This window comes from Sporomusa sp. 246TCP1 (assembly GCF_057319775.1).
In genome coordinates, this window is record NZ_CM170492.1 from 3,969,665 (window position 1) to 3,988,234 (window position 18,570).

The 18,570-nt window shown below is 42.9% G+C and carries 20 protein-coding genes and 2 riboswitches; of the genes, 1 reads left to right on the forward strand and 19 read right to left on the reverse strand.

The genetic code is table 11. From position 1 onward, the window contains the following. Positions 1-98: 98 nt before the first annotated feature. From AC1ECB_RS18800 to eutJ, 3 genes are all read right to left on the reverse strand, one after another. A complete protein-coding gene (locus AC1ECB_RS18800) occupies positions 99-1,736 on the reverse strand; it encodes a response regulator (protein WP_485665216.1) in 1,638 nt (545 codons plus the stop codon). Between the two features lie 57 nt (positions 1,737-1,793). Next, entirely contained in the window at positions 1,794-2,828 is a 1,035-nt protein-coding gene (locus tag AC1ECB_RS18805; RefSeq protein ID WP_485665217.1) for a nicotinate-nucleotide--dimethylbenzimidazole phosphoribosyltransferase, read from the reverse strand. Between the two features lie 124 nt (positions 2,829-2,952). Further along, positions 2,953-3,151, reverse strand: a riboswitch (cobalamin riboswitch). 110 nt (positions 3,152-3,261) lie between these two features. Continuing rightward, the gene (gene eutJ / locus AC1ECB_RS18810; protein WP_485665218.1) at positions 3,262-4,077 is read right to left on the reverse strand and encodes an ethanolamine utilization protein EutJ; all 816 of its coding nucleotides are present in this window, start codon (positions 4,075-4,077) and stop codon (positions 3,262-3,264) included. Positions 4,078-4,280: 203 nt separating this feature from the next. Between eutJ and AC1ECB_RS18815 the strand changes: the two genes are divergently transcribed. Beyond that, positions 4,281-4,478 (forward strand): hypothetical protein, encoded by a 198-nt coding sequence (locus AC1ECB_RS18815; protein ID WP_485665219.1) that lies wholly within the window; start codon positions 4,281-4,283, stop codon positions 4,476-4,478. A gap of 283 nt (positions 4,479-4,761) precedes the next feature. On the opposite strand, the gene AC1ECB_RS18820 is transcribed toward AC1ECB_RS18815, so the two are convergent. The 16 genes from AC1ECB_RS18820 to AC1ECB_RS18895 form a co-directional block, all read right to left on the reverse strand. Then, positions 4,762-5,346, reverse strand: a complete 585-nt coding sequence (locus AC1ECB_RS18820) for a DedA family protein (RefSeq protein WP_485665220.1) — start codon at positions 5,344-5,346, stop codon at positions 4,762-4,764. Between the two features lie 115 nt (positions 5,347-5,461). Beyond that, a complete protein-coding gene (locus AC1ECB_RS18825; protein ID WP_485665221.1) occupies positions 5,462-6,097 on the reverse strand; it encodes a nitroreductase family protein in 636 nt (211 codons plus the stop codon). 21 nt (positions 6,098-6,118) lie between these two features. Further along, the gene (locus AC1ECB_RS18830; protein ID WP_485665222.1) at positions 6,119-6,667 is read right to left on the reverse strand and encodes a gamma carbonic anhydrase family protein; all 549 of its coding nucleotides are present in this window, start codon (positions 6,665-6,667) and stop codon (positions 6,119-6,121) included. Between the two features lie 30 nt (positions 6,668-6,697). Continuing rightward, a complete protein-coding gene (locus tag AC1ECB_RS18835) occupies positions 6,698-8,104 on the reverse strand; it encodes a DASS family sodium-coupled anion symporter (RefSeq protein ID WP_485665223.1) in 1,407 nt (468 codons plus the stop codon). A 312-nt stretch (positions 8,105-8,416) separates the two neighbouring features. Next, positions 8,417-9,295, reverse strand: coding sequence for a radical SAM protein (locus tag AC1ECB_RS18840; protein WP_485665224.1), 879 nt, complete (start codon positions 9,293-9,295; stop codon positions 8,417-8,419). A 33-nt stretch (positions 9,296-9,328) separates the two neighbouring features. Beyond that, positions 9,329-9,514 carry a hypothetical protein gene (locus tag AC1ECB_RS18845; RefSeq protein ID WP_485665225.1) on the reverse strand — a complete coding sequence of 62 codons (186 nt, stop codon included), beginning with the start codon at positions 9,512-9,514 and terminating at the stop codon, positions 9,329-9,331. A gap of 106 nt (positions 9,515-9,620) precedes the next feature. Next, positions 9,621-10,214 (reverse strand): molybdenum cofactor guanylyltransferase, encoded by a 594-nt coding sequence (mobA, locus tag AC1ECB_RS18850; RefSeq protein ID WP_485665226.1) that lies wholly within the window; start codon positions 10,212-10,214, stop codon positions 9,621-9,623. A gap of 158 nt (positions 10,215-10,372) precedes the next feature. Further along, complete coding sequence (locus AC1ECB_RS18855) at positions 10,373-11,074, reverse strand: cytochrome b/b6 domain-containing protein (protein ID WP_485665227.1); 702 nt, start codon at positions 11,072-11,074, stop codon at positions 10,373-10,375. 12 nt (positions 11,075-11,086) lie between these two features. Next, positions 11,087-11,398: an iron hydrogenase small subunit gene (locus AC1ECB_RS18860; RefSeq protein WP_485665228.1), complete on the reverse strand. Its 312-nt coding sequence runs from the start codon at positions 11,396-11,398 to the stop codon at positions 11,087-11,089. 12 nt (positions 11,399-11,410) lie between these two features. Continuing rightward, positions 11,411-12,670, reverse strand: a complete 1,260-nt coding sequence (locus AC1ECB_RS18865; protein WP_485665229.1) for a [FeFe] hydrogenase, group A — start codon at positions 12,668-12,670, stop codon at positions 11,411-11,413. Between the two features lie 167 nt (positions 12,671-12,837). Then, entirely contained in the window at positions 12,838-14,073 is a 1,236-nt protein-coding gene (locus AC1ECB_RS18870) for a molybdopterin molybdotransferase MoeA (RefSeq protein WP_485665230.1), read from the reverse strand. 20 nt (positions 14,074-14,093) lie between these two features. Beyond that, positions 14,094-15,116, reverse strand: coding sequence for a molybdopterin-binding protein (locus AC1ECB_RS18875; RefSeq protein ID WP_485665231.1), 1,023 nt, complete (start codon positions 15,114-15,116; stop codon positions 14,094-14,096). A gap of 123 nt (positions 15,117-15,239) precedes the next feature. Further along, positions 15,240-15,716, reverse strand: a complete 477-nt coding sequence (gene moaC, locus AC1ECB_RS18880; RefSeq protein ID WP_485665232.1) for a cyclic pyranopterin monophosphate synthase MoaC — start codon at positions 15,714-15,716, stop codon at positions 15,240-15,242. Between the two features lie 2 nt (positions 15,717-15,718). Further along, positions 15,719-16,699, reverse strand: coding sequence for a GTP 3',8-cyclase MoaA (moaA, locus tag AC1ECB_RS18885; RefSeq protein WP_485665233.1), 981 nt, complete (start codon positions 16,697-16,699; stop codon positions 15,719-15,721). A gap of 94 nt (positions 16,700-16,793) precedes the next feature. Continuing rightward, a riboswitch (molybdenum cofactor riboswitch) is annotated at positions 16,794-16,925 on the reverse strand. Between the two features lie 218 nt (positions 16,926-17,143). After that, positions 17,144-17,737, reverse strand: a complete 594-nt coding sequence (locus tag AC1ECB_RS18890) for a flavin reductase family protein (RefSeq protein ID WP_485665234.1) — start codon at positions 17,735-17,737, stop codon at positions 17,144-17,146. A gap of 28 nt (positions 17,738-17,765) precedes the next feature. Continuing rightward, on the reverse strand, positions 17,766-18,554 hold the full coding sequence (locus tag AC1ECB_RS18895; RefSeq protein WP_485665235.1) for an MBL fold metallo-hydrolase: 789 nt from the start codon (positions 18,552-18,554) through the stop codon (positions 17,766-17,768). Positions 18,555-18,570: the final 16 nt, after the last annotated feature.

An 18,570-nucleotide genomic window follows, 5' to 3' on the forward strand; every position in this document is an offset into this window, starting at 1 on the left:
AAAGACTGTTTTTCACAGTCTTTTTTATATCCGTCTAGTCTCCCGGTGGCATTTGCCGCCACAATAGTATTTTTTTGTTATATTCCCAAAACTTATTGCTACCCTTTTACTGCTTCAGAACTTGGTCTGCTATTTTTAAGCTCTGTACGGTATTGATTGGGTGTAACCCCCACTTCCTGACGAAATACCCGGCAAAAATAACTGGCATCCTGGTAACCGGCCTCAGCAGCCACGCGAACAACTGTCTGTTCCGGGTTACGCAGCATAAGCTTAGCCTTGTCAATTCTGACTTTAGTCAAAAACTCAACAAAGTTGCAGCCCTTTTCGGCTTTAAAAATCCGGCTGAAGTAGTAAGGACTTAAATGGACAGTTTGGGCAACCTCATCTAAAGAGATACTTTTATGGAAGTTTTCTATTATATAAGTACAAGCCTTATTTATTAGTCTTACATTCATACTGCTGCGGTTTTCCAGCATATTATCCAGGAATTGATCCAGGGAATCCAAAATCCAGTGACGCACCTCTTCCCGGTCTGAGCAGCTTACCAAATGATTTATACAGTTAAAATTGAGCAACGTTAATTTTTCGAGATTGGCACCGCCCTCGACAGCAGCTCGGGATAATACTATGAGCAGTTCGAGTACACACGCCTTTACCGTCTCCATACTAGCTTTGGCTGTAAAAATTTCGTGTAAAATATGCCCCAAAATTTCCTTAGCTTGCTGCCGTTCACCACAGCGAACTTTATCCAGGAGATTACGTTCATAATTAAAAGGGTAGTGGAAAGGTGCGACATTCAAGTGAGGCACATCGTCTATGTGAATTATTTGATTATCACCCAAATAAAATTTTTGCTGCTGTGCGCTTACTGCTTCAAGATAAGACTTATGAATCTGCAGCGGATCAGTATAATAGCGACCAATTCCAATTGTTAAGCTAATGCCTACCTGAATTATACCGTCCCTGATTTTTCTGGCCATATCCCTAACTTGCCGCTCTACTTGTCCCTGCTCGACTTCACCCTCATAGCCGACAAAAATAATGATTTCATCGCCGCCGAAAGGCACAATCAATATTCCATTACCGGCGATTTCGCAAACATGTGTGTATACTCGCTGCTTAACCACCTGTTTTTCCAGTTCCGATGTCTTACGGGTAAGCTGTTTAAAATTATCAATATTAGCCACCAAAATTACGCCGGAATCCGCTTTAAATCCCAAGAAACCAGCCCGATCTTGAAAGTTGGCCAGATCAGTAACCTTGCCGGTAATCACGTCATGGATAAATGAATTCTTGATAAACGGCAAGGCTTGATCAAGATTTTTTTTGAGCTCGGCTTCTTCCTGTGCCTTGCGTTTCCGGTGGGTGATTTTCTCCGCAATAGTCTGTAGCGTTTGCAGCAAATCTTTCGGTCGCAGCGGCTTTAACAGATACTCTGCCGCGCCCAGCGACAGCGCTTCTTTGGCATAATTGAATTCATCAAAGGCCGTCAGCATGACAATAGTTGTATCAGGCACCCTTGCTTTAATGGCACGTGCCGCCTCCAGACCATTAATCTCAGGCATACGAATGTCCATGAGCACAATATCCGGTTTTTCGGCAGCAGTAATAACTACCGCACTCTTGCCATCCCCGGTTTCCGCAATAATGTGAATCTCCGGGCAATTATGCTCAATAATAAACCGCAAGGCCTGCCGCTCTAATTGTTCGTCATCGGCAATCAACAGTGTATACATACCTGTGTCTCCTATATCTTTTCATCAGCAACAAGCAGGAAGATATAGCCTTACTTATTACATACCTGCCACTCGCTGCGGTTCTGGTGTGCTTAACTCAAAATCAGAAAGTTTCGCCATATTATACATAGTATAGGTCATGGTTTTAAGCATGGCAACCATCAATATAGCTCCGGTTCCCTCGCCTAATCCCATATTAGCCCTGATGGGTATATCATCAGCCAATATATTACCTAACAGCATCGCATAAGACATCCCCGGCTCTTTGGACATATGGGAAGGTAACCCGCAATGCTCTACCTCCCTGCTAATCCGTGCGGCACAGGCAAAAGCCACAGCGGTAATGAAACCATCAATGACAAAAGGAGTTTTGCGTTTTGCACACGCAATCATACCCGCGCATATGGCGACAATATCAAAGCCCCCAACACAGCGCAAAATATCCTCAATGCGATAAAAGCTTTCCCGATGGCGCTCAACGCCTTTAGCCACTACAACACACTTTCTTCTGATAACCTCATTCGTTGGTGTACTGGCTCCATACCCTACGACAAATTCAGGTAAAATACCGGTCATGGCATGCAACACGGCGGAAGAAGTAGTAGTATTACCAATTCCCATCTCGCCAAAAGACACCAAATTAGCGTCTTGGGTATCTATGGCATAATTAACCATCTCTTCCCCTACATGCCAGGCCTGCTCAAATTCAGCCGGTGTCATGGCTTCCTCTTTCATAAAATTTTTGGTGCCGGAAGCAACTCTGCGGTTGATGCCTACTGTTTTTTTGTTATTGATTCCAATATCAATTACCGAATAGGGAACATTATTAACCTGACAAAAACAACTAATAGTCGCTCGCCCGTCTACCATGTTCTGCGCCTGAAGGTAGGTAATTTCCTCGGGAAAATTCACCACACCTTCTTCAATAACGCCATTATCGGCTGCAAATATTAAATGATAGGGTTTAATTTCCGGATGCATCGTACCCCAGGCCAATAACATTTTTTTAAAAATTTTCTCTAATAGGCCTAGGCTATTTACTGGTTTTGCTGCACCATTAACTAAATCATCTACTCTTGCCTGAAAATTCATGCTGAATCCCCCTATTTTTTTGTTTTGCGCCAATACAATAAATAAAAAAAAACCTAGCCCAAAAGGGCCAGGGTTATATTTTCATAAAATCCTGTCCTTCTGGTACTACCTCTGGCGCGGAGGTAAATAACAGCCAAAACAGGCAGGTCTCCTGGCTTACGGATCATAAGAACACCCTTGCCTTCCCGCTTGCCGGTGGCATAATAAAAGCATTCTTCCCCGATTACAGTGGCGCGACCGCGTCGTTTAAGGATTGCAATCCTTCCGAACTTCCCTATTCTCCTCTTAGCTTACTAAGAGGCACCTGTATGGTGGCAAATTATTAAATTTTGATCTGCTATACTCGTTCTACAGTTATGACCATTCTCCTGTTAGCCTATGTAGGTTCGCAAGATGTTGAAACTTTTAGTCAGAAAAGTTCTATTATAAAAACCTAACCAAACATTGCAATTCCCAGTGGTGTCACCAGCAAAGGATGGGGCGGTACATGGACCTGCCGGCCAAACGCTTTGCCAAACTCGGTTTCAAACCCCTGCAAATACGCCGTACCGCCCACAACATAGATAGGATAGTCATCAAACTCTTCATAGCCAATTAACATATTTTTAACCACAGTTGCCATTTTTTCCACAACCGGCAGAATCACCGGCATAATTTTGCGGTGCTGAGTCAAGTCGCGTTTCAATAACTCCGCTTCTTCAAAAGATATCTTATATGCCCCTGCCAAAACTAGGGACACATGCGTACCCCCTGTTGGTTCATCAGCCGTAAAAACTAACTCTCCCTTATGTAAAACAGCAATACCAGTAGTACCACCGCCAATGTCTACCACAATGCCATGCGAAATCCCCAAAGCCATAGCCGCCGCCACCGGTTCATCTACCTGGCAGACGGGTTCCAAACCAGCCCCGGCAATAATATGACCACAGGCCATCGCGTTTCTTCCCATCGTCCCAGGCGGAATAGCAGTAGCTCCTTTAACTAAGGTAACTCCCATTCGCGCTTCAACCTCAGCCTTCAACTCTTCAACAATAACCATGGCGCCCCGAAAATCAACAACCAAACCGTCTTTTACAACTGAAGCCCACTGCATACTACCCGCCACCGGATTACCTGCCTCATCAATAACAACCAGCACCACATCGGCTGTTCCCAGGTCAACACCTACCTTGTAGGGGCCTGGCAAATCGGCTACCGTTTTGGTTTCAATCAATTCATGCAATCGATGAATCTTCTCATAAGTTTCCACATTAGTCCCCCTGCCGCCCACCGTCATTCTCAAATGGCTATGGTATTATATTCCCTTAAAATTTGGGTAAATACCTGTCACCATAGTCATAATTTTTATTACCTGTAGTTTACTCTCCCCTTTCACACTTGTATATAGTAGATTCTTGCCTTTTTCTGTTGGTAAATCTGATATGGATACCGTCATCCACAATCCAATCCACTATGGCTACCAAAGCCAATATTACCCGCTTAGAAAGCAAGATTGACCAATACGGCGAAGTCCAGCAAAAAGACATCTATCATTTGCTCCAATTAACCAGTAGAAAAGTTGATAACATCCACGAAGACTTAAAGTCCCTGGCAGAAGTCACCGGCGAACATGAAATGAAACTTCGTACTCTTGCCCGCCGTCCTGTTTAGCAGCAAATAAGAAAACCGCTAACGCAATCCTTTGTCTTACGTTGAGTCAATGGAGTACAAGGAGCGGGGTTTTACTTTTGGCATTGCCCCAAAAGTAACAAAAAGTCTAGGCCCTAAGCCTCCAAAAGCTGAAAAGCCGGACGATATTCCTAAAATCCGTAAACTCGCTACGCTCAAACAGTACGGATTTTTTAACGGAATACCGCCCGGCTTTTCTCCTGCGGAACGCTTTTTCCGGCAAAGGCCGGGGGGTTACGGAAGTTACGAGGGGTACCGGCTGGAGTTATTTTTTTGCGCAAAAAAGCCAATACCCAATTAGAATGGTGATAGCCAACACACCTGCTGCTGTCAAACCAATCGAATTACCTAAACCAGCTAACTGTTGCCAATTATGCCCTAGCCCAGTTCCCAGATAGATAAGAGCACCACACCAAATAACTGAACTAACAAAAATTCCGGAAATATAGATCTTGCCATTCATCTGGACAAAGCCTGCCGGAATTGGAATAGCGCCGCGAATTACAGGTAGCAACCTTCCAAAGACAATAGTGAAAATGCCGTATTGATTAAGCCATTTCTCAATCATCAGCAGTTTCGACTCAGTTGGTATGAGGAAGGAAAAATGTTGAGCGATATTTGTTCTACTAAACAAACCCAGTCCATAACTAATAGCAGCCCCCAGTAAATCTCCCAATGCGGTGACCGCTATCGCAGGAAGCATTTCTAGTTGCCCGCTATATACTAAATAACCGGTAATCCCCAAGGTTACTTCCCCTGGTAGGGGCAGGCCTGTACCTGTAAGCAACATAGCTACAAAAATAGCAAAGTAACCATAGGTGTCGATATGATTAAGTACTGCTTGTTCCATTGTCGAATTACCCAACCTCCACTGCGTAATAGATACATTGCTAATGTATCCCTGATATAAAAAAAAATCCGGATATCCGGATTTTTTTTAGGTACAACACCAGTCTTTTCTCATATCAAGAAATAAAAGTTAACACATCCTCCACCGGTTTTCGCGGCGGCACTGATACTTTATCAGCAGCAGGAACACCCAGTGGTGTCATGGCAGCTAGCTGATAGCCTTCTTTATTAAAACCAATATATGCAGAAATATCTTCAGCGGCATGCGTCGGTCCGGTCATCCAGCAAGTGCCATAACCCAGGCTGGCGGCAGCTAACAGTAGATTTTCCAAAGCGGCTGCGATATTTTGAATACCAGGATTGGGGTTAGCATATTTTATGGCTTCCTCGCGCGGCATAATGCCATCAGCTAACAGCATATCAGCAATAGTAGCGTAAGGACCGGCATACACAAGAATCAACACAGGCGCAGCTTTGAAAACTGTTTGATAAGGCAGGCTTCCCTTTAACCCCTTGATTTTTTTCTCATCACATAAATATGTGCACAACTCAGCGTTCTTTCTCTCAACAATCCGGGCAATCTCAGCAATTTTCTTTTTATTTGTGATAACAACAAAATGCCAATTCTGCTGGTTTTTCCCTGAAGGTGCATAAGTAGCCGCTTTAATTAACTCTTTAATTGTCTGCTCCGGGACTTGTTCCTCTGTAAATTTCCTTACACTATGACGCCTGTAAATAAATTCCAAGTCCATAGCAACTAACCCCCTTAGACATTATATTATCTTTTCACCCTGATAGCCTTCGCCGTCAGCACCGCGCATCAGTTTACGCCATTTCCTCCAGAGTGCCTTGTATTTTATTGCCTGAGCATGAATGTTGTCCCATTCCTCTGGTACAAAGCTCATCACTTTGCCAGGAACGCCAGCCACTAGGGAATGAGGACGAATAATCTGATTCTCCTTAACTACTGCCCCGGCGGCAATAATGCTGCCTTTACCTACCACCGCACCTGTAAGAATACTGGCTCCCATACCAATTAAACAATGCTCTTCAATAATACAGCCATGAAGGATGGCGTTATGCCCAACTGTAACATAGTCGCCAATTATTGTCGGCTGGTTATTGTCTGCATACACAACACTGTTATCTTGTACATTGCTGTAGCGGCCAATTTCAATTCGATTAACATCTCCTCTGACAACAACATTGACCCACAGACTACTAAATTGTTTCATAGTAACATTACCAATAACCTTAGCACCATCGGCAACAAAAGTTTCTTCATCAAGAGTTGGTCTAATTCCTTCAAATTCTATGAACATTGCTACAGCTCCTCATATCATAACATACTGCTAATACCATAACCCAATCAACCGCCAATAAACAACACCTACTGTCAAGTATAGCACCACATGCAGCACAGTAATTACGGTGCCAACATACCACCAGGTCTTTTTATCATTATATCCCTTTTCCATCAAAAGCGGCCCTAACGCGTTGCCATAATGCGTCAATGTGCAAGAAATAATCATTAAATAGGCTAACACAAAAAAGGCCGGATACCTGGGTACATCAGTAGCTGCGACAAAGGAAAAAATAAGTGGCGAAAAGGCTACCACATAGCCCGTATAGGATACGAAAAAATAGTGCGGCACAATGGCCAGCGCCGCCACTAACAGCAAAATACTATAGGAACCCAAGCCGGCGGTCGGCAGCAATAGTTTGATAACCCCGGCAAACCAAGTAAAAAATTCAAGCTTGGTCAGTGCCACTGAAAAACCTAAAATCGCACCAAACCAAATAAGAAGCGACCACATTGCTTTGGTTTCGGCCAAGTCATTCCAGTTAAGAACTCCGGTTACCAGCATAAGTGATACACCAATAAAGGCGACTAGCGTGCTATCTACTTTTGTTACCGTACCTGTGGACCATAGAATCAATATTGTTAAAAATATTCCAATTGCAGTTAACTCAGTCCGGCTAATATGGCCCATACCTGCCAATTCACGCTTAGCAGCGGCCCGCACCGCCACCATAGAGGTAGTGTCCGGCGGACATAGCTTATATACAATATAAGGTGTCAATAAAAAACCGATAAATCCCGGTAACGCCGCCACAGTCCATAATGGCCAACTAATACTTATGCCCAGCACATCCTGAGCCAGTTTAACATTGATCAGATTTGGCCCCATCCCAGTCATGAACAAACCACCGGAAAGCATACTGGCAGTAAATGTCAACAAGGTAAAATAGGCACCTGTTCGCTGCTTGCCTTTCGGATTATCGGAACTGCTAGCCTCAATAACCCCCTCAGCCAACGGATACACCAACCCGCCTGTTCGGGCTGGTGAAGACGGCGTACTAGTAGCCAGTATCATATCAATAAAGCTTAAAATATAACCAATCCGCAGCGTTGTCTTGCCAAACTGACTAATTAACCAAAGACCAATCCTGCGGGTAAGTCCGGACTTTTTCAGGCCGACACCAATCATCGAAGCTACCAGTGTCAGCCACATCATTGTATCAGTGTACCCAACTAGTATCTCACGAATGGGCAGAACAAATATCCCTGCCAACGTTGTAATAACTAATAATAACGTCGGTTCAGAACATGGTTGCAAAATAAGACCCAGTATTAAAGCAACAAACACACCAAATAAATGCCACGCTGTTACGCTTAAGCCACTGGGGGCCGGATAAGCAAAAAACACTCCGGCAACAGTCAACAAAACGGCGATTTTGGCAAAGCGCACTTTCACATACTCATCTCCTTCTTAAATAAAAACTTCTTTAATACTACCACTTTCTCTTCCTTGTTACAAAATTTTTTTATTTTTAACTATATACAACGTTAAAGATTTTTGCAGGCGGGGGCGTGTGTTGGCAAAAGCAAACGCTGAGTGGTGGAACGTAGTCAATACACCATCCGTCTGTTAGGTTTGTTAAACCACAAAGGACACAAAGAGCGCAAAGGGATACGAAGGGTAGATTGTTTAATAACGAAAACAGGGCCATATGGCCCTGTTTTCGTTACAACTTCATTTTATCCTAATGCACGGCAGCAATTTTCATTATACCCTGTCTGTCTCCCGTGGACGAAGCTTGGATACGTCTTTACTGTCTATAATCCCGGTAAGTGTTCGCAGCAGTTCATCTTTGCCTTCAGGCATAATATTTTCCAAATAGATACAGTTAGATGGATGAATCGAAGTAATACCGGAATGTTTCAACTCCATATCTCGAATCATTAAGCGCAGCTCTGCCAATATTTCCATTTCTTCCGGGATTTCAAACTCCCCGCTTTGGGTTTTCTCATAGAGCTCAGTTCCTGGCTGTACTATAATTGTTAGAATACCTATATAATCCGGCTGAATTTCATTACAAATCAGCGCCGTATTCCTTGCATGCTCCCAGGCTTTAGGCGCTTTACCTGCCAACCCTAAAATCACGGTTACAAACAGATTTATACCTGCTTGCCTTATCTTGCCCCCTGCTTGAACCATTTCCCTACGACTAACGCCTTTTCGTATAGCACGAAGAACTTCTTCATCTCCGCTCTCTACACCCAGATGAGCCTCAACTAATCCATGTTTTTGAAGGTCTATCAATTCAGCAAGCGTTTTATTCAATATACTAACGGCGCTGGCGTAAGTACCAACATATGTTAGACTGGGAAAAGTATCATACAGGCAGTCTAATATCTTGATTAAATGCTCTACAGGCATACTTAATGCATCACCGTCTGCAAGAAAAACCTTTTTCACATCACCATAGTATTCTTTTGCGAGCTCAATATCCTTTAGAATTTCATTTAGCTCACGCAAACGATATTGCTTATCTTTATACATATAGCAAAATGTACATTGATTATGGCTGCAGCCAATCGTACACTGTAGTATGTAATCGTCTCCTGCTAAATGGGGGCTGTAAATATTTCCTTCATATCTCATAGGCGATTTTCTCTCCCGGCAATCGAGCACAGATTAATTGTTAGCTACTTTGCGCACATACATGAACTTCACTTTTGCGTCACTCGGTTTATTTTTATACAGCATACTATATACCATTTTTTTAGCATCTTCCGCGCTACTAGTTTTTACTGTATTCATCATTAAGATAACCTCACCTGTTGTTGAGCAAAGATGATGCTTAACTTCATATGTTTTCACATTATCACCTCTCCCCAGATACTTTCACGCTTCAACTGTTCCAAATAGACTAACTATGGCTTCTTATACAAAAGCCAAGCAGACCAGGCTATATTACACCGATAGATTAACTAACTGGTTTATCGCTCTCACCAAGATAGGATAAATCTTCTGGTGTATTAAGATTACAAAATATTTCTTTAGGGTCACCAACCTGCCGTAAATCGCTTTCAACTATTTTGCATACTCTTACATCAGGATAAAATCTAAATACCTGACTAACACCTGCTTGCAAACACTTTTCTATCGGTTTTATGCAATTGCGTGAATAGACAGCGCAAAGTGGTTCCAACCGGTTTCCTATCTCAGGAACTACTACATCACATCCCGCTCTTCGCCCCAGTAAAAACCTGGCTAACTCTTCTGTAAAAAATGGCATATCACAGGAGACTATAAATGAATACTGATGTTGAGCGGTCATAAGTCCGGCATGCATTCCTCCGAGCGGGCCCATGCCCGGGTAGCTGTCTGGAACCTCCACAATTCCCGGTAAATTATATTTTGCTGTATGGTTACTGGCAATAATTATTTCATCCACAAAGTTTTGCAGTTTTCGCACAGTACGTTCGATAAGAGTTTCATTTTTAAATAATAGCAGTGTTTTATCACGCCCCATGCGTGAACTGCGTCCACCTGCCAATATTATTCCACTCACCGCCATAATAGCCCCCTAGCCTATTGAATTCTATTTCTATTATACTTTTTTATTAAAAATTTTGCAGGTGCAAATGGGTGTTTTATAGCACACCACCCACCTGCAATTTTCCAACATTTGTATATAGCTGTTCAAAATAGTGGAGCTATTTCTGCGCCTTATTGTTAACGCACATGCTGCTGCCCTGTAACAGATACAGACTCATTGGCTTTTACTCGCATAATTTCGTTTTCAACCCATACCGGGTTATGATGCTCAGCCTCACGACGCGGCTGAGTTCCATCACCAAACATGCACAAAAATTCGCCCCAATTGTAAATTCCGAGGAAGATATGCGCGAATACGCACACTCCCAGGACAATACCAACCACCAAATGCACCATATCAAACCAGTACATGGCTACTTTAGGCGCTACCGGCAGGAATGCGTATAGTGCCCAACCGGTAACAATTAACAGTATACCACCAATCAGCATCATAATCCCCATTTGTTTTTGACCAGAGTTCATTTTACCCATTGGCGGCACTGGAATGGTTTTGCCTAATAGAATTTTCTGCGGATAGCCACCACAAATCTTCATCCAGGCCATATCCCGCTCATCAAAGGTAAATATCCGGCGGGTAAAGGCCACAATTCTGTCCAACGCAAAGATCGTGTAAAAAATACACGCTATTGTAAGAATGCCTGCACCAACAATATGGATTTGCATAATCACATTTTGCAGAGCTTCACCAAATGGTTTTAGCCAAATAAAAAATCCGGTAATGGCTGCTGGTAAAAAACCTACTATTAATCCCCAGTGAAATAGCCGCGAGATAAGAGGGTGCTTGAGTACCCACGGTCCATGTTCATCATGCTGGCTCATCAATTATCCCTCCTACACTAATTTCGTTCTGTCTACATACTTAGTATGAAACAGTTCTTCGGCCAAATTACTGAGCGGATTCTGAGCAAATTTTTTGTACACATCAGTAACTGCCTGATTGTTATGGCTTTGACGGACTTTCGCTTTTACATCATCATTATAAATGCCTTGTGCCCGCAGCTTGATGTATTTTGTGCGGTCTTGTACCAAATCTGTAGCAACATAGGCCCCGGTCCACAAGATTGCTCCGGCTACACCTACGATTCCTATGAATTCACGTCGCGAGACCTTTACGGCCTTTTCTATATAATCATACTGTGCCATTGTGTTCCCTCCTTATGACCAAGGTAGTACGGCCTTGGCTTTATCCAGCCAGGAAGTACCCATTGGGTTGATTGGCTGACCGCCACCGTTGACACAGCCGGCCGGACAATTCATAATTTCGATGAAGTGATAGGGTGATTTACCGGCTTTAACTTCTTCCAGAAGCGGTTTTACGTTTTCCTTGATACCGTGGGCTACAGCTACCTTCAACGTAACTTCTTTACCTGTTTTAGCATCTACCATCGTAACACTGGCTTCCTTCACGCCTTTTAGACCGCGAACAGGTTTGAATTCAAGCACATCCAGTTCCTTGCCGGTGATTACAAAATAGGCTGTCCGTAAAGCGGCTTCCATTACACCGCCGGTATTGGCAAATATAGTACCTGCGCCACTATATTGGGCTAAAGGATTATCCTTATCAGTAAACTCAGCGACAGTCCTAATGTCAATATTCAATTTCTTAAACAGACGGGCTAAATCCCTTGTAGTTAGCACTACATCAATATCAGGATAACTTCCTGATCTGCCTTGTGTTTTCCAGTACTCAGAAGCACTTTTGAATTCAGGACGGGAAGCCTCAAATTTTTTGGCAGTACAAGGCATAACGCCTACCATGAATATATCTTCCGGGTTAACCTTCCAGACTTCTTTGGCACCATAGGTTTTCCCCAGTGCGCCAGCCATCATCATCGGTGATTTGGCCGAAGACATGTTGGGTAAAACTTCAGGATAGTACAGCTCGGCATACCGAACCCAGGCCGGACAACACGATGTAAACTGTGGCAAAGGCCCTAAATGATGTTCTGCCGGCTCCCCTAACGCGTAGTGACGAATCTTGGCAATAAGCTCCATGCCTTCTTCCATAATGGTCTGATCGGCAGTAAAGACAGTGTCAAGAACTTTAAACCCAGCCTGTTTCATTGCTCCATACATTTTTTCTGTTATCAGGCTGCCGGGTTCCATTCCGAACTCCTCACCAATAGCAACACGAACCGCCGGGGCAATTGTTGCGACAACTGTGAGCTGTTTGTTTTTTAGCTGTGCAAGCACTTTGTCAACAACGTCAACCTTATCCTGAGGTGCTCCAAAAGGGCAATTTATCAAACATTGCCCACAAGAGATACACCTTTCACTGTTGATCGCATGAACGGTTCCATATTTGCCGTCGATAGCTCCTGTCGGGCAAAACGACTTGCAGGAATCGCAGCCCTTACAAGCCTTTCGGTCGATTTCAATAACCCTTGTTAACTCTTGTCCTTGAAAACCCTTCAAATTTAGACCTCCCCTATAAAATTTAAGCTAACTTGGCTCACACCAAACCTTTGGCGATTGACGAGAGCTGAGTTAACTTAGTAAATCAGAAAGTAAGAACTTTCTGATTTACTAAAGAAACTATTTTAGTCAATAATATAGAGTACTATCCTTAGGTGTCTGCCACCTCATATAAAGAGTTCACGGCCGCCTACCATAACTGCTGAAACTTCTTGTCCGGCGACTAACGGGCCACTTCCCGCAGGCACGTCAATTAGCGCATTGCAGGCAACCATAGATTTCAGAACGCCGTTACTTTGACCGCCTGTAAGTTCTATATAATTAGTATTGTTAATTGTCTGTAGTTTTGCCCGTAAAAATCTGCGCTGTGTACTCGATTTACTAAAACTGTCTTTCAGAATTGCCGAAATTTTGGGCGGCATTTTTTGATCAAGCCCGAGCATTATTTTAATTAAAGGCACAACAATCAAATCAAAGGTTATACAGGCGGCAGCAGGGTTTCCCGAAAGGCCAATAATTAATTTATTATTGTAGCTTGCAGCTATCATCGGCGAACCTGGCTTCATATCGATTTTTCGAAAAATGATATCTGCCCCAATTTGCTTAAAAGCGGCTGGTACAATATCGTAATCACCTACTGAAACGCCCCCGGTAGTAATGACTAAATCTGCTAAGTCTAATGCCTGGATAAGGCGCTCAACGATAGCCTCTTTTTCATCAGGAACAATTCCCATTGCAATAGGCGCTGCCCCCAGTTGCGAACAATAGGCACTTAGAAAATGTTGATTGGAATTATATATCTTACCTGGCCTCAGTTCTTCTGCCGGATCAATCACTTCGTCGCCGGTACTAAGAATAGCTATTCTGGTTTTACTAAACACCGGTATTTCATCTACTCCAATGGCAGCTAACAGCCCCACAAGCGGCGGCGTCAACACCGTACCTCTCTTCGCAATAACTTCTCCCTGCCGTACGTCCTCACCGGCTCGAATGATATCGTTTCCTGCTTTTAGGGGATAATATAGTTCGACCTTATTTCCCGTTCTTTTTACGTCCTCAAATTTGACAATTACATCTGCACCATTTGGTATCGGAGCCCCGGTCATAACTTTGATAACCGTTCCCTGAGTTACCTGTTTTTTAGGCATATAGCCAGCTTGTACCTCTTCGATAACTTCCAGTATCACCGGATTCGATGAGTTAGCTAGTTCAGTATCTTTCGCCTGTAACGCATAGCCATCTAAAGGCGATTTGTCAAATGGCGGCAGGTTAATACCTGTTCGGACATCTTGACTTAAAATTCTGCCGGCAGCGCTAGTCAACGGCACCTGACATTCTGTAACCGGATGGGTTAAATTTAATAACAATGCCTGCGCTTCTTCCAAGGGAATACCTGTCTTCATTTTTCCACCTCCTGTTTTTTTCACGCACCAGTACCAAATGAGCAAGCGGGGTACTGGCAAACCTCACACTCCAGACATAAGCCGCCCATTCCCAATTTCACGACCATTGGTCTGGTAATAAGCTGACCTGTCAAAACCAATGGCAGGACAAGATCAAACACAGTTGTTTTATGGTACATTACACAGCCTGGCAGTCCTAAAACCGGTACTTTTCCCAAATACGCCACCATTAGCATTGATCCTGGCAATACAGGCGCACCATAGGTTACAATTTCCGCACCTGCCTTTCTAATTCCACTGGGAGTAACATCATCAGGGTCAACCGACATACCTCCAGTTGTCAATATCAGTTCAGCACCATTAGCTATTAATGAGTTCACTGCCTGTGCTATTTCCTCCGCATCATCAGGAACAAGAATGTGCTGCACTACCTGGCAGCCAAATCCCTCAACTTTTGCTTTTACAACCGGCCCGAACTTATCCTGAATACGTCCATGATAAACCTCACTGCCTGTCGTAATAACACCCACTTTATAAGAACGAAATGGTTTAACGGCAGCAACCCCGGTTTGCCGAGCAATTTTCTCCACCATTTCTATTTTTGTTTCATCAATCAGTAAAGGGACAACCCGGACACTGGCAATCTTATCTCCTTTTTTCACAGGTCTGTTGTTATTACGGGTCGCAACAACGATCTCTTCAATCATATTAATACGTGTTAGGAGCTCTTCATTTATAGCAATCATTCCATCATGCTCGGCGATAAGATTAACCTTGCCTTCACTGGGTTCATTCATGCTAAGTCCCTGCCCCTTTACTGCCTGGGCAAGACGTAGTCCCGCGTCATTTTCATGCAAAAATCCTTTTTTCATTTGCCAAACATAAAGATGTTCCTTTCCCAGCTTCAAGAGTTTCGGTATATCTTCTTCTGTAATGATATGTCCTTTTTTGAAGGCTTCGCCTTTGAATTCGCCAGGTATTATTTTAGTAATGTCATGACATAGCACATTGCCTATTGCTTCTTCCACTCTGACTATCTGCATGGTTTCTTTCTCCTCACTGTTTATACTCCCAAAATTTCAACCGCTCATTTCTATTTTGTCGCCGGCTTTTATCCAGCCTGGGGTAAGTACTATGGTCCTATCACCTTTATACAATAACCTTCACTATTGTTCTCGCTTAACATGACCGCTTTTGCCGCCCATTTTTTCCATAAGTTTTATATCTGTAATTTCCATCCAGCGGTCAACGGCCTTGCTCATATCATAGATCGTCATCGCGGCAACACTGACACCACTGATAGCTTCCATTTCCACACCGGTTTTTCCTGTCGTTTTAACCTGACAGCGTATGATTATACTAGAATTTAATTCGTCCATTTCAAACTCAATATCTACCGAAGTCAACATTAGGGGATGGCACATGGGAATAAGACTAGACGTTTGTTTTGCACCCATTATGCCAGCTACCTGAGCAACTCCCAGGACGTCCCCTTTTTTGATCCCGCCACTTATGATGACTTGCAAAGTAGCCGGCTGCATATGAACAATTGCCTGTGCCGTAGCTGAACGTACAGTATCATTTTTTTCACTAACATCTACCATCCGGGCATATCCATCATTATTGAAATGAGTAAAATCCATGCTTATCCCCCTATTTGGTACATCTTTCGTTTATTGTCTGCACCCCAACCTTCATTCATATGATGCCGGTTAGGCTTTTCTCTGATTGCTTTGCTAAAGAGTTCTGCAATTATTTCATCACTGGCGTGATTTTGCAGTGCCAATTTCACATTAATTTCTTGCTTACCAAACAAGCAACTGCGAAGTTTACCATCAGCCGTCATCCGAATCCGGTTGCACGCTCCGCAAAAATGATCGCTCATTGCACTGATAAAGCCAACCGACCCCATTCCGCCGCGTATTTGATAGGACTTAGCCGGGCCATTACCTTGTACATTAGCACCTTTATATAATTCATATTTTTGCTCAATGCGCTCTCTAATTTCACTTACTGTCACAACCCGGTCGGTTTTATAAAATGGTATATCCCCCACAGGCATAAACTCAATAAAGCGAACATGTAGCGGCTTTTTTTTGGCTAATTCAACAAAGTCCAATATCTCATCATCATTGATGCCTTTCATCACTACAGTATTAATTTTTATCGGGACCATTCTTAATTCTAACGCTTTGGAAATGGAACGCACTACTTCACTCAAACTTCCACGGCTAGTTATATATTTGAACTTATTTTCATCAAGACTATCTAAACTGAAATTAACCCTGGTTAAACCAGCTGCCTTCAGTTCTTCTGCCATGTCAGCAAATAGCATTCCGTTTGTCGTAATTGCTATATCATTAATCTTCGGAATCTGGGCGATATCGGCAATAAGTTTCGTAATATTTCTACGAACAAGTGGTTCTCCACCTGTCAACCTAACCTTTTGAATTCCGATCCGGGCAGCAACTCTAACGAGATGAGCAATTTCTTCCAGGCTTAGTATATTGTCATGGCCAAGATCTTCTATTCCCTCTTCAGGCATACAATATTTACACCGTAAATTACACCTATTTGTAACAGAAACACGCAAATAATCAATATTTCGAGCATAACTGTCAAACACAGTTCATTCACTCCCTTCCTAGATTTAATAGAACAGAATTTTTATCAGAATATAAATAAAACTTCTGTGAGAAGCGCACAGAAGTTTTGATCTCAAAACTCATGAAGCGCCTCCTTTCCCAGATTGGGAGGTAGTGAAATTTCTTTCGCTACCCCGTGAACTAATTGTTCAGACTGCCAGACCATGGATAACTTTAGGTCATGCAGCTCGGAGTGCCCGTTTTATTTATTTCTAATTACTTTATATTGCAAAAATCGTGCCAATCATTTTTCCATTATTCAATCCCGAAAACTCTTGCGTAGTAAGCCTTTATCGCTGTCTTAGCTTTTGTAATATTTTATCTATTTTTTATTTTGAGAAACATCGTATCATTTTGTGTCATTTTGAAATCAACTACTTTTTTACTTTGCTTGTTGCCAGGTTCTTTAGACCGCCGAAGCGATATTAATTCAATTCACCCTCGTGGTTATCCAAAAATGCCAGACCAGGAGAATAGGCTTGACCTAAATATTCTCCAAAGGCATAATAGGAGCGGTCTGAAGCACTACTAATTAACGGATTAATCATACTAGCCATCGGAGTGCCATTTGAATCAAGAATTTCTTCATCTGCTTTGACGCCAAGGATTTGACCAATAAATTGCGTATGAGCCCCCATTTCAATAGCATGAAGAAGTTTGCATTCAAAAGCTAAGGGAAACTCATTAACATAGGGTGCGTTAACATTATCACTTCTTATCGGCGTAAGGCCGGTCACTTCAAATTTATCTGTATTTTTACCTGAAACAAGACCAATATAATCTGTTTCAGCGATATGTTGTACTGATGGTATATTAATTGTAAATGCTTTCTGCTGCAGAATGTTAGCATATGTCAAGCGTGATTTTCGCAACGAAATTGCTATACATGGAGGAGCCGAGCAACATATCCCACCCCACGCAACAGTCATAATATTAGGCTGATCATTAGCATCATAGCTGCCTACAACCCATACCGGCGAGGGCATAGCAAATAATTTAGTTCCCAGAGACTTTTTCATACTCCCACCTCTTAATTAATAAACCATTCTAAAATTCAATACGCATTCCATCATAAGCGACATATACATTCTCATAGTTTGCAACTTCCTCAGCGAGCTGCTTTGTGTTAACTGGTTGGCTGTAATGGATAGCCAAATGAGTAAGCACCGTTTTTTTAGCTCTAATTTGGTGGCCAAGATCAACTGCCTGCTCAATTGACATATGAGCATGGGGAAACCAATTCTCGCCATGAAACGTTGCATCACATATCAACCAGTCAACCCCACGCACCTTTACAGCGCTAGCTTTCGGAAGCCCGGCAGTATCCGGGTAATAGGCAAGCCTTTTACCCGGTGATTCCAGCAAAAAACCCGCCGTTTCTATCCCGTGATTTGCAGGCAAAGGAGTCAAGTGTAATGCATCCAAACAGTATTGCTTATTAAACTCCCATGACTTAACCTCAAAAATATCTGTCAAATTAGGAAACGCATCCGTAAACTGCTTTACTGCGCTGGGTGGCAAGAATAAAGGAATCGCTTCGTTTCTCGCTAATTTAACATAATATTCAAGTTCTCCGAGTCCGCCAAAATGATCATAGTGCCAATGCGTCATAAATATACAGTCAACCTGGGTAATGTTTTCTTTGATAAGTTGACGCCGTAAATCAGGAGAAGCATCAATAAGTATCTTGCTGCTGCCTGTGTCGATGAATGCGCCACTGCGTGTTCTGGCTAACTCAGGATTGCTTCTGGCTTCCCGGCATCCCACACAATCACAGAAGAAGGAAGGTAAACCTGGCCCTGCCCCGGTCCCCAGTAATATAAAAGTTGCTTCCACGTCAGTTCGCTCCTTG